Annotated in this window: 14 protein-coding genes; all 14 read left to right on the top strand. The window is 37.1% G+C overall.

The genetic code is table 11. The features are described from left to right. Position 1: 1 nt before the first annotated feature. The 14 genes from hypE to B1A77_RS06490 all read left to right on the top strand — a co-directional run bounded on the left by hypE (position 2) and on the right by B1A77_RS06490 (position 12,716). The gene (gene hypE, locus B1A77_RS06425) at positions 2-1,009 is read left to right on the top strand and encodes a hydrogenase expression/formation protein HypE (protein WP_077708299.1); all 1,008 of its coding nucleotides are present in this window, start codon (positions 2-4) and stop codon (positions 1,007-1,009) included. 261 nt (positions 1,010-1,270) lie between these two features. After that, positions 1,271-1,717, top strand: coding sequence for a hypothetical protein (locus B1A77_RS06430; protein WP_004693328.1), 447 nt, complete (start codon positions 1,271-1,273; stop codon positions 1,715-1,717). A 108-nt stretch (positions 1,718-1,825) separates the two neighbouring features. Continuing rightward, on the top strand, positions 1,826-2,938 hold the full coding sequence (locus tag B1A77_RS06435) for a hypothetical protein (protein WP_004693331.1): 1,113 nt from the start codon (positions 1,826-1,828) through the stop codon (positions 2,936-2,938). Positions 2,939-2,975: 37 nt separating this feature from the next. Further along, complete coding sequence (locus tag B1A77_RS06440; protein WP_077708301.1) at positions 2,976-4,529, top strand: LPS-assembly protein LptD; 1,554 nt, start codon at positions 2,976-2,978, stop codon at positions 4,527-4,529. A 13-nt stretch (positions 4,530-4,542) separates the two neighbouring features. Further along, positions 4,543-5,406, top strand: coding sequence for a UTP--glucose-1-phosphate uridylyltransferase GalU (galU, locus tag B1A77_RS06445; RefSeq protein WP_004693334.1), 864 nt, complete (start codon positions 4,543-4,545; stop codon positions 5,404-5,406). Between the two features lie 177 nt (positions 5,407-5,583). Beyond that, positions 5,584-6,150 carry a hypothetical protein gene (locus B1A77_RS06450; RefSeq protein WP_008600605.1) on the top strand — a complete coding sequence of 189 codons (567 nt, stop codon included), beginning with the start codon at positions 5,584-5,586 and terminating at the stop codon, positions 6,148-6,150. 8 nt (positions 6,151-6,158) lie between these two features. Next, on the top strand, positions 6,159-6,671 hold the full coding sequence (locus B1A77_RS06455) for a biotin transporter BioY (protein ID WP_004693338.1): 513 nt from the start codon (positions 6,159-6,161) through the stop codon (positions 6,669-6,671). A gap of 62 nt (positions 6,672-6,733) precedes the next feature. Next, entirely contained in the window at positions 6,734-7,840 is a 1,107-nt protein-coding gene (locus B1A77_RS06460) for an acetyl-CoA C-acyltransferase (protein WP_077708303.1), read from the top strand. 1 nt (position 7,841) lies between these two features. Further along, positions 7,842-9,137, top strand: coding sequence for an AMP-binding protein (locus tag B1A77_RS06465; RefSeq protein ID WP_004697325.1), 1,296 nt, complete (start codon positions 7,842-7,844; stop codon positions 9,135-9,137). A gap of 27 nt (positions 9,138-9,164) precedes the next feature. Continuing rightward, positions 9,165-10,163, top strand: coding sequence for a nucleoid-associated protein (locus B1A77_RS06470; RefSeq protein WP_004696999.1), 999 nt, complete (start codon positions 9,165-9,167; stop codon positions 10,161-10,163). A gap of 81 nt (positions 10,164-10,244) precedes the next feature. Next, on the top strand, positions 10,245-10,736 hold the full coding sequence (ybaK, locus tag B1A77_RS06475) for a Cys-tRNA(Pro) deacylase (protein ID WP_004697210.1): 492 nt from the start codon (positions 10,245-10,247) through the stop codon (positions 10,734-10,736). A 9-nt stretch (positions 10,737-10,745) separates the two neighbouring features. Then, a complete protein-coding gene (locus B1A77_RS06480) occupies positions 10,746-11,471 on the top strand; it encodes a ribonuclease H1 domain-containing protein (protein ID WP_004697169.1) in 726 nt (241 codons plus the stop codon). A 22-nt stretch (positions 11,472-11,493) separates the two neighbouring features. Next, complete coding sequence (locus B1A77_RS06485) at positions 11,494-12,417, top strand: NAD-dependent epimerase/dehydratase family protein (RefSeq protein WP_077708304.1); 924 nt, start codon at positions 11,494-11,496, stop codon at positions 12,415-12,417. Between the two features lie 20 nt (positions 12,418-12,437). Next, a complete protein-coding gene (locus B1A77_RS06490) occupies positions 12,438-12,716 on the top strand; it encodes a DUF1294 domain-containing protein (RefSeq protein ID WP_077708305.1) in 279 nt (92 codons plus the stop codon). Positions 12,717-12,738 lie beyond the last annotated feature (22 nt).

Consider the following 12,738-nt stretch of genomic DNA (forward strand, 5'->3'; position numbering starts at 1 on the left):
TATGGAACGAGTTCGCTTAGTCCATGGTAATGGTGGACGATTTAGTCATGAGTTGACGGACCGTTTTATTTTGAAATATTTTACAAATGATTTATTGGCGCCCCTACACGATGGTGCCCAGTTTCCTGTTACAGCCGGGCGCATGGCCTTCTCTACAGATTCTTATGTGGTGCAACCTGCGTTCTTTCCTGGTGGTAATATTGGCAAGTTGGCTGTTTGTGGAACTGTGAATGATTTAGCCATGAATGGCGCGATACCTCAATATTTAAGTTGTGGTCTTATTTTAGAAGAAGGTTTGGCCTTTGAAGAGCTAGATGAAATTCTTCGCACTATGTCAGAAATGGCAAAAGCCGCAAATGTTCAAATTGTTACAGGTGATACAAAGGTCGTTAAAAAGGGCGAAGTAGATAAAATCTACATTAATACTGCTGGTATTGGCATGATTCCAGATGGAATAGATATTGGTCCACATCGTGTGAAAGCAGGGCTAGATATCATTTTGTCAGGTGCTATTGGAGATCACTCCATTGCCGTTATGGGGCAACGGTTTGGGTTAGATTTATCTGACTCCTTAACAACTGACTGTGCACCACTAAATAAGATGGTTCAAGCAGTATTAGATAAAGTAGGAACTCAAGTTGCTTTGTTGAGAGATCCCACTCGTGGTGGCCTAGGTACCGTTTTAAAAGAGATCGCTGATCAGAGTCAAGTAGGCATTAAAGTTGAAGAAACGGCCATACCTATTCATGAAGAAGTGCAGTCAGTATGTAATATATTGGGGTATGACCCTTTATATTTAGCGAATGAAGGGAAAGTAGTTCTTATCGTTGAACCATCTGTTACGGACGAAGTTCTCAAGATTCTTCATAGTTTTGAAGAGGGAAGCGAAGCAGTTTTAATTGGTAAAACTTTAGATAAAAATATTGGTAAGGTTGGTCTACAAACGGCTATTGGAGGTGTTCGTTTGATTGATTTATTAGGCGAAGATCAGGTTCCACGAATTTGTTAAATTTATAATTAATAAAAGTAATTAAACTATATCATTTTGTTAATCTTTTTATTTCAATTTTTGAGCTTTCTAGATGTAGCTCGTATTAGATATTGACACGATTTATCGTTGATGATAGCATTAAATTAAGTTGCGTAAAATTCATTAAGAATTCATCGAAAATCTATATTATGTTAGTATCTTTATGTGTAAGTTCTTATACTTTCACTAGAATCTATGTATAGAATTTGTTAAAATATAAGTATCTATAGGAGGCTTATTATGAAAAAGAAGATTATTACAGCTGTTCTAGGGATTTGTTTAACTACAACTGCATTTGGTGGTATCTTGACAACTCAAGCTGGTGGACTTAGTAGCATTCTTGGTGGTGCAGCTAAAATTGGTGGTATCGGCATTGTTGTTAACAAATTTGGTCCACAAATTGACTCTTTCCTAAATAAATTATTGAAACAAAATAACTTGAGTACTGAATATACAACTAAAGTAGTTCCTATTATCAGTATTGGTACAAAAGGTTATATCGGTGCTGCTCAAGTTACTGGGCCTGCTTCTAGCATTGAAGAAGTTAAAGCTGTTGCTCAAGTAGAAGGTAGCTTTAATGGTATGGTTCGTGTCAAAGGCTTAGTTCCTGTTGATAGCACAAACCCAGTTGGTGCATCTCGTGTTCAAGGCGTAGGTGTATCTGCTATTATTGATTTGAAAATTTAATGGCCACTGAGCATATAAATTGATAGACTCAGGGAATAAGCACGGTCTTAGGCCCGTGCTTATTCTGTTGTATAACAGTTATACATTAGATACATTGTGGAGGAATTTATGAAGAAACAAGTACTTACACTTTTAATGGCATCCCTAATTTCAGGCACTGCATTTGCCGCTCCTGGTACAGTAACTGAAAAAACAAATGTTTTAGAAACTACTGTATATGGAACTGTACAAGATGGTGCTGTTGTGGACCGCATTAATCAACTTGATGAAACCGTGTATGGTACTGGTTTCAATGGTAATTCCGCAACATTGAGCAAACGTGTTGACTCCCTCTACAATTCCGTAGAAGGCAGTGGTACTAATATTTCTTTGCGCGAAGAAATGGATGCATTGGAATATACATATCAAAATAGCATTAACGCAGGATCTCTTGTAGACCGTGTAGAAAAGATGGAACGTAGTGTTAATGGTCGCATTGGTAGCGGTTCCTTACAAAAACGTATTATTTCTTTGAAGACAAAGGTATATGGTAGCAATGTGTCTCTTACTAACCAAGTAGGCACATTGTCTGGTAACCAAGTGTTCAAAGTGACTTTAAATGAAGCGGTTTCTTCTAAAACTAGTCGTGAAGGTGATACTGTATCCTTTACTGTTGCAGAAAATGTAATGGATGGCAATGTCTTATTAGTACCTGCGGGCACTGTAGGTTCCGGAACAATTACTTCTTTGAAAAAGGCTCGTTCCTTTGGTCGTAATGGTGCGTTAGATATTACATTTGATACAATCCCAGCTATTGATGGTACAGAATTTACTGCTGTACAAGGTAAAGAGGCTAAGGATAAAACTCGTAGTGAAGTTAAAGCAGCAGGTGCATCTGTGGCGGGCGCAGTTCTACTCGGTCCTGTTGGGCTTGTAGGGGGCGCTTTCATCAAAGGTAAAAATATTGAGTACCCAGCTGGTGCTACTGTATATGTACAACCTCAAGATTCCGTAACAATTCAAGGTCTTGTTATTGGTGGTGATGGTTTAGCTCATAGTGATGATGAATTAGCTGATGCTGTAACTGTACCTAATACAACAGGTGAATCTGAAGAATATGTAGAAAATAATGATACTGATGAAAATGCAGCTGTAGCTGAAGATGCTACAGCAGTTGAGGAGCCAGAAGAACCTGTAGAAAATGTTTCTCAACCTATCGTTGTTGTAAAGCGTAATCAATAATTAACAAATTCTTAAAGTAATAGGAGTTCTAGTAACCATGAGGAAACGTAAAGTACAATGGCTGGCAGCGGCATGTGTTGTTTGTTTAGCACAACCTGTATGGGCCGCTACTGAGTCAACTATTGTATATCAAGATACATTGGATAGCGTAGGTCAATCCTATGCAGGAGAAATTTCTAAAGCATCTACACCTGAATATAGTAATATCCGTGTTGTACGTCGTGGTGAAAAAGCGAAATCTGCTACTCCTGCTGAACAGTTGCCTACACGTATCGATGCTAACAAAATGTCTTATACTGGCTCTACAGGTGATGTATATGCTCAAGGCGATGTTGTGGTGTCTCAAGGTAATCAAACTTTGATGGCTCCACGTATTGAAGGTAATACTAAAACTACAGAGTATCGTACTGTTGGGGGCTATCGCTATTTGGAAGATGGCGGTAAAACAAAAGATATTACAGGTCAAAATATGACGTATCGCACTAGCGATCGTCACTTTGAGGCGGACCAAGCCATGGGATGGAGCGATCCCTATTATGTAAAAGGCAATAACGCTACTTTTGATGGACAAATAGGCCATATGGAAAAGGGCATGGTAACTACAAAACATGCAATGGCTTTTGTTCATACTCCAGATTATCGTGTGGAGGGTCAAGATATTCAGGTATATCCTGGTGATAAAGTCGTTATTAAAAAACCATCCTTTTATATTAAAAACTTTAAAGTATTATCCTTGCCATCTTATACGACTTCATTGCGTCATGACAAAGAAGGCAAATTTAGTATTTTTTCCTTAATACCAAAACCTACGTATAGTAACGATGATGGTATTGGCTTACATGGTAGTACAGAATATCCTATCGGTAAAAACGGTGAAGCTTATATTGACTATCGTTGGTATTCTAAATCTGGTTTTAAACCTCAGGTGGGATATCGTCATTATTTACCTTGGGGGACTGCTTCTGTTGGGTATAGCAAGGAGTCTAATGAATATAATGATGAAACAGTATGGGTAGAAAAAATAGGTGAAGCTCGTTTGGATACTCATACATATCATGTAGGGAATTCTCCAATTACTGTACGTGGTGGTATTAATGCTGGTTATTGGAAAGAGGGTTCTGTAAAAGGTTCTCATAAAGAATATTATGCAGAAGTTTCTCATAATCCTATTAAGCTTGGCAAAAATGCTGATTTGCGCTTCTTAGGTGGTTACCAACGTGACTACTATGGCTATGATGGTAGTATCCGTAGCATGCCTTATTGGGGGGCTAGATTCCAATCTAAAGTTGGTAATCGTGCTAATGTATGGGTTAGCTATAATCAACGAAATATTACCTACAATAATTCACCTTATCGTTTTGATACGACAGAGCTTCCAAAAGAGCTTATTTATGGTGGTACCTATAAATTGACTCGCCTTGATGATATTTCTGTAAGTGTTAAGAATAACATGATGAGTGGGGATATTGATTCGGTCTATTATACATGGCATCGTGATTTACACTCCTTCGATATGTACTTAACATATAAAGATGGACATAAAAATAAAAATGATCAATGGAAAATTAAATTTGTAGGTAAAGACTTTTAGTTAGGAGAATACTATGCAACGCATTAGAAAAGCTGTAATTCCAGCAGCTGGTTTTGGTACACGTTTCTTACCAGCTACCAAGGCACAACCAAAAGAAATGCTTCCTATTGTCGATACACCTGCTATCCAATACATTGTAAAAGAAGCTTTAGATTCTGGGATTGAAGAAATTCTAATTATTACAGGTCGTAATAAACGTGCTATTGAGGACCATTTTGATAGTAGTGTTGAATTAGAATTGTTATTACAAAGTCAAGGTAAAAATAAACCATTGGCTATGATTAAGGATTTGGCGGACATTAAAGTTCACTTTATTCGTCAAAAAGCACCTCGTGGACTTGGTGATGCTGTATTGTGTGCAAAAGCATTTATTGGTGATGAGCCATTTGCAGTATTACTTGGTGATGATATTGTTTACAATCCAGAAAATCCATGCTTAAAACAGTTGATTGATTGCTATAATGAGCATCCTGGTATTATTTTAGGCGCTCAATTTGTACCGGAAGATAAAGTTAGTTCTTATGGTATTGTATCTGGTGAAGCATTGGCTGATAATTTATATCGCGTTGATAACTTGGTGGAAAAACCTAAGAAAGAGGATGCTCCATCTCGACTCGCTGTATTAGGTCGTTATATTTTAACACCAGATATTTTCAATATCTTAGAAGCTACTAAGCCTGGTGTAGGTAATGAAGTCCAATTAACTGATGCATTGGCAGCCTCTAAAACGGATACGTATGCATTAGCATATGAAGGTATTCGCTACGATACAGGGGATAAATTGGGCTATTTAAAAGCCACTGTTGAGTATGCATTGCGCAACGAAGAATTGGGTGAAAGCTTTAAAGCTTACCTAAAGGAATTAGATCTAAAATAGATAATCTATGAGACTTCCATGTGAGGGGCCTATGATATATGTCATAGGCTCTTTTTATTTATAGTTTCAAACTCATTTGATATTTATTTGTTAACATATGAACAATGCATTTTGTTGACGAATGAAATAATGTTGATTATAATCAAGATATTGAATAAATAAAAGGACTGTGATTATATGAGAACATTATTTAAAGCATTATGTAATAATGATTTGAACCTGCCAGGACATAGCGTTATTAAACATATGCATTATGATTCCTCAGGTAGTGATAGAACCGTATGTGAAATTGTATCGAAAGTAGCTAAAACCACCACAATTGGTATTATGGATACGACTGGCTTCTTAATGGTCGATTTACGACCAGTGCCAAAACAATTTAACATTCGTTCTACTATAAACCAACAGGGAACAGATGGTGCTATATCTTTCTCTAAGGAAGAGGTCATACGATTTGTAAATGATATTAATGATACGAACCCCATCCATCGTGAGAATCCTTATGTTGTTCCTGGCTGCATGATTTTAGAAACGATGTGGGATTTTTGGAATATTAGTAAATCTGCTCTGCAAATGGCGATTTATTTTCATGCACCAGTTATTGCAGATGACAAGGTAACTTTGGTGGAATATCCTGAAGATGCTCATGTAGAAGGTTACATTGGCGATACATTGGCATTTTCGGCTACGTTTTTTGGTGAAAATGAAGATTCATCATCTTTGAAACAAAGATGTATTAGTTAGAGGTAATTATGGAAACAAGACGTTTAACAAAAATGGCTTTATTAACAGCCTTATTATGTATTTCAGCATATATTTCTTTCCCATTGCCATTTAGTCCCGCTATGGTAACGGCTTTGACTTTGGTAGCCACATTAATCGGCCTATTGTTACAGCCTAAGGATGCACTTATCGTATTTATCATTTATATTTTGCTTGGTGCAGTTGGGTTACCAGTATTTGTTGGCGGTACGGCTGGTCTTGGCAAATTGTTGGGACCAACAGGTGGCTTTATTTTTTCTTGGCCAGTTGCATATACATTACTAAGTATATTTAAAGGTTCTAAAAAAAGCTTTTTCTCTTATGCCTGGCGATCTCTTGTGATTACCATTCCTGTAGTGTACCTCTTTGGTGTAGCAGGTTTTATGATTGTTACAAAAACAGAACTTTGGGCGGCCTTGCCTGTAGTCATGTTCCCATTTATTCCTGGAGATATCGTAAAATGTCTGGTTGCTTCTTGGTTAGCAACTAAAGTTAAAATTTAGAATACAATTAAAGTGGCATTCTGCGGGATGCCTCTTTTTTGCTTTTAATAGAAGGAGTATATATGTCAGTATATATTCATGGTGGGCTTAGAAGTCCTATCGGCGTTTTAAATGGACAATATAAACATATGAGACCCGAGATTTTGGGCTCTCAAGTAATTGATGAAATAATTAATCGTTATACTATTTCACATATAGATGGAATCTTCTGTGGTAATGCAGTTGGTACTGGTGGTAACCTTGGCCGTCTCATGGGTCTTATGTGTAATTTACCAAATTCTGTGCCTGCTATCACCGTTGATATGCAATGTGCCTCAGCTTTGATGAGTATTGAGATAGCATATGCACATATTGTGTCTGGTATTATGGATTCTGCTATTGCAGGCGGTATTGAAAGTTCGTCGTTACAGCCAGAGCGGGTGTATGCATCTGGGGATGACCGAGAAGGTCCCTATAAGGTAGCTCAATTTACGCCCCAAGATCAATCGCCTTTAGCTATGCTCAAAGGGGCCGAGCGGACTATTCATAAATACAATGTAACAAAGGAAGATTTATATCCGCATATTATTGGCAGTCATCAAAGAGCATCAGCAGCTTTAGATAACCCATATTTACAGTCATATATTATGCCTATTACTATAGATGGTAAAAGATGTATAGATGAATGTATTCGACCTACGATGAACGAAAAACTCTTGTCTAGGATGAAACCTTTGTTGGGAGCTGACTCTATTACAAATGCAGGCAATGCGTGTTTAACTCATGATGGAGCGGCCTTTGTATATTTATCTAATAAAAAAGGTCCTTTTAAAATTCATAGCGTTAAACCTTGGGCAGGAAATCCTCAGTTTAGTCCGGAGGGTGCTCTTGAAAGCACAGAAGGCATTTTAAAACGTACAGGTTTAACTATGGATGATATTGATGTGGTGGAATGGAATGAAGCTTTTGCCATCATTGATGTTCTTTTTAACAAGGCGTACCCTAATCACATTAAAAAATATAACATGCTTGGAGGTGCCTTAGCTTATGGACATCCCTATGGATGTTCTGGTGCCATATTAGTGCTTCACTGTATGGCTGCTTTAGAATCTTGTGGTGGTCGCTATGGTTTATGTGCTATTGCTGGTGCAGGGGGCACAGGTACGGCTTTAATTATGGAACGCATGTAATATGACAATTATTGAACGCTTACAACAGCATAAAGATTTAGAGCCCCATAAAATGGCTTTAATCGTAGATGACATACAATATACATATGGTGAACTATATGATGCTATTCTATCGGTAGATATTAATAATACAAGTCGCATTGTAAATCTTACTCAGTCTAAAAAGACATTAAATACTAAGATTCTTTTAATTCAGGAACTGTCGTTTGTTGAACAACTTACACAGTGGCTTGGGGCATTACATAAAGGTAATATTCCTATGGTATGTCACAATGAGATGGATACGGCTTATGTAGATGAGCTAGCTCGTGTTATAGCCTATGAAGGTGTACCGCCATTAGCTGATTTTGGGGTACTTACATCGGGGACTACGGGACAACCAAAACCTTTGTGGAGACGAGAAATGTCTTGGCGCGATTTTTTTGATATTCAAAATGATATTTTTCATATAAACAAAGATACTAAAATCTTTTTACAGGGAAACTTTAGTTTCACAGGTGTTAGCAATATGGTCATTGCCTCTTTATGGGCTGGAGGGACTGTTGTTACAACGAGTTCCTTGCGTCCTAGTAGATGGATGCAGCTTATAGAGGAATACAATGTAGACCATATATATGCATTACCAACGAAACTACGATTATTGGTTCGACATTGTAAAAGTAAATTATCATCCATTAAATACATCATTGCAGGATCTCAAGTTCTGGATCGACAATTAATGGAACAGTTACAACATATATGCCCTGATATGGAGTTTATCTTGTACTATGGTGCATCAGAGCTTAACTATATAACGTATTGCACTGGTAAAGAATGGTTAGCGCGAGAAGGTACGGTAGGGAGACCATTTCCAACCGTGAAAATCGCAGAGAATGATAATGTCATTTATGTGACAACAAATTATCGTATTGAAGGGATTCCCAATACGTATACTGTAAATGATTGTGGATACATTGATAGTGACGGGTATCTTATGTTTAATGGGAGAGCAGGTGACGTAATCAATAAAGGGGGATATAAAATTTCTATCCCAGAGATGGAATTGTATTTACAATCCTTACAAGGGGTTTCCGAGGTTGCTATTATCGATATTGCTGATGAGATACGAGGAGAAGACTACGTAGTTTATATGGTGCTAGATGGTGAGGCTAGATTGAGTGAAGTTATAGAACTTATTCATAATAAAAGACCTCCTGTAGAGTGGCCAAAAGCTATAATAGAAATTCCTATGTTACCCCTTACGGAATGCTCAAAAGTTGATAAACGAAAGTTAAAAGAGTGGTATAATAAAGGGTAAACATTTTTTGTACTACAAGGAGGCATCATGCAGATTAATAAGGCGGCGCTAGAGATTTTCGACTTTACATCCTCGTTAGCTGTATATTCTGAACATGAATTAAAGGTTGGGGATCAAGCTATACAAGATTATATAGCAAATCATGTAGTTAAGGCTTTTAAAGATCCAGGGGCTAGAACCGGAACCCTACATGATGCGAGTCCTGTAGGCAAACAATTAGTAGACTATAAAAATGGAGCGCTTAAGTTTATTGATTTATGTAAGAATTTAGGTGAAAGCTTGTTTACATACATGAAACAAGCTACTGATTTTGTTGTTATTGATACAATTATCTGTGAAGCCGTTACGGATATGCCTTATGTTTGTATTCTTTTGTGTCAAGCTCATGATGCTTTTACCCATCAATTATTCAGTGAAGATGATGGTACATTGGCTACAGAACTCGTTTCTCATAAGGCAGTACTACCTATGCCATCACAAAAATTACGGGCCTTTGCATCTATTAATCTCTCTAATTTTAGTGTTCGTATTTTTGAACCTAAAGGTGAATTTGATGGTGAGGTATCCTATATCCTAGCAGATAAGGTCTTGCAATTAGGGACTAATCAATCCTCGCGAGATACGGTGAGAAAGGTAAAGACTATCGTAGATAAGGTGGCTCAAGCTCATGAGTCTGATGGCGTTGTTGAGTTGACAACCGCTAAATCTATGATTGCTAAAAATGCAGAAGTATCAGATACCGTTGATCCTGTTCGTATTGTAGAAGAGGTATTTAAAGCGAATCCTATTCAACAAGAGGCGGCAAAGAAAGAATTAGCTGATGCGGATATGCTGCGTCCTTTGCCAGTAAATCGTGAGTTCGCCACGAAGGTTGGAGAGCATCATAAGATTAAAACAGATACAGGTATTGAGATTTCATTTCCTGTAGAATATATGAAAAATCGTGAGTTTATTGAGATAAAAACTAATGATGATGGTACTTTGCGTATTGAATTAAAAAATATTAATAAAATCATAAATAAATAGTAATGAAAAATTATATTTGTCTATAGAAATATATTATGTAATGATTAAATTTATTTGCTATGCTAGTATATGGAGGTTATGATGAGTAAAGAGAAACATAAAAAAACAAATGCATTACGTATTTTAGATACTCATAAGATACCTTATAGTATTAGCGAATATGAGTGGTCTGAAGAGCGTGCTGCTGGCCTTCATGTAGTAGAAGCATTAAAACTCGATGAGAAACAAGTCTTTAAAACATTAGTTGGCAAAGGTGACAAAACTGGATATGTAGTATTCTGTATTCCTGTGGCTGAAGAGTTAGATATGAAACAGGCAGCACGTGTTAGTCATAATAAGTCTGTAGAGCTTGTTCATGTTAAGGATTTGTTAAGTATTACAGGTTATTTGCGCGGTGGATGTTCTCCAGTAGGCATGAAAAAAGCATTTCCTACCTATTTTGATGCTACTATGGAACCCCAAAAGTTTGTATATGTAAGCGCAGGTTTACGCGGGATGCAAATGAAGGTAAATCCAAAGGATTTGGCATCTGTCGTAAATGCTGAATTTGTTGAACTGACAATGGACCATTAAGGGGGGCGTATGGCAAAAAAGTTTTATGCTGTTCGTCAGGGTCGTGTGCCAGGAGTTTACACTACATGGTCTGACTGTGAGAAACAAGTAAAGGGCTATGGTGGTGCTATCTACAAATCATTTTCCACAGAAGTAGAAGCACGTGCTTTTGTAGAGAATTCAGGTTTGTCTTTAAGTGATTTTATGAGCGCTAAAAAGAGTGAACTTAAATCGCCACAAGAAGTGAAGTTTAAATCTAAAAATTCTAGGCCTATAGGTTCTAGTTCTAGTATTCAAAGTAAAGTATCAGCAAGTGTTGTGAAACCAGATTTTACTATTCCAAACTATATGGTTGGGTATATCGATGGTAGTTATAATAAAGAGACTAATACTGTTGGGGCAGGTGGGGTTATCTTTTTGAATGGCAAGAGGAAAACTTTTTCTTTTTCCTCTACTGATGAACGATATACATCGTTTTGGAATGTAGCTGGTGAGTTGTTGGCTGCTATGCATGTTATGAAATATGCTGTTGATAATGGAATTTCTGAATGCTCACTTTACTATGATTATATGGGCATAGAAATGTGGGCTACTAAGAGATGGAAACGTAATAATGAGCTAACCAAAGAGTATTCAGCATTTTATGATTCTATAAAAAATCATGTGCGAGTATACTTTCACAAGGTGGCTGCTCATACAGGCGATACATATAATGAAATGGCTGATGCACTAGCAAAACAAGGTGCAGGTATTTAAAGATATTAGAAGGGAGGGCGCTATGAATATATGTGTTACTGGTGGGGCCGGATTTATTGGGTCCCATTTAGTTGATAGATTAATTGAATTAGGGCACGATGTACTCGTTATAGATGATTTATCTACAGGTATGCGCTCCTTTGTACATGAAGATGCTCGATTTATTGAGATGGATGTACGAGATCCAAAATTACTATCTGTATTTGAAGAGTTTAAGCCGTCTATCGTATTTCATGAAGCGGCGCAAACAATGGTTCAATCCTCCATGGAGAACCCAAGTTATGACTGTGATGTAAATCTAATAGGGCTTATTAATGTTCTCGATGCTTGTCGTAAAGTGAAAGTTGAACAATTTTTAATGCCTTCATCAGCTGCTGTATATGGTGACTTGGCAGTATTGCCATTGACTGAAGACTTGAGTGGTATGCCTTCGTCTTTTTACGGCTTGACAAAGCTTACTGCAGAAGGTTATTTGCGAATTTATCATGAAGCTTTTGGATTAAATACAGTATGCTTTAGATATGCAAATGTATATGGACCACGTCAAGGTGATGGCGGTGAAGGTGGTGTTATCAGTATTTTCAACCGCTTGATTGTCAAAGGGCAAGCATTAACTGTATTTGGTGATGGTGAGCAAACTAGAGATTTCATTTATGTAGATGATGTGGTAGATGCTAATATTAAGGCTATGGAGAATGGTCAATGCACAGGTATTTATAATGTATCTACCAATATGGGAACATCTGTGAATGAGTTGATTACGCGATTCCGGGCTATTAGTGGGACAGATTTTATGGTTTATTATGAAAATGAACGTATAGGGGATATTAAACATTCGCGCTTAAGTAATGTGAAAGCTGAACGTGATTTTGGTTTTATTGCCACTACAACATTAGAAGCTGGTTTACAAAAGACATTGGAATATTTTAAAGCTCATCATAAGTAAGAAAAATAAGGTTTGGGGATATGAGTGATACGCAATTTTGGGTGACCGTAGGTATTTGGAATCTTATCGTATTTAGTCTGTATGGATATGATAAATTATGTGCCATTAATGGATATGATCGAATTTCAGAGTTTACATTATTATTTTTAGCGTTTGCCTTTGGGGGTGTTGGTGCTTTATTAGGCATGGTCCTATGGCGTCATAAGACGTTAAAGCTTAAATTTAAATTAGCCATTCCTTTTGCATTACTTTGGTCTGTATATGCAGTTGGATTCGGTTATGGCTTGTGGGTAAAATGATTGTATAAACTAATATTTTATT

It is taken from the genome of Veillonella parvula (assembly GCF_002005185.1).
Lineage (GTDB): Bacteria > Bacillota > Negativicutes > Veillonellales > Veillonellaceae > Veillonella > Veillonella parvula_M.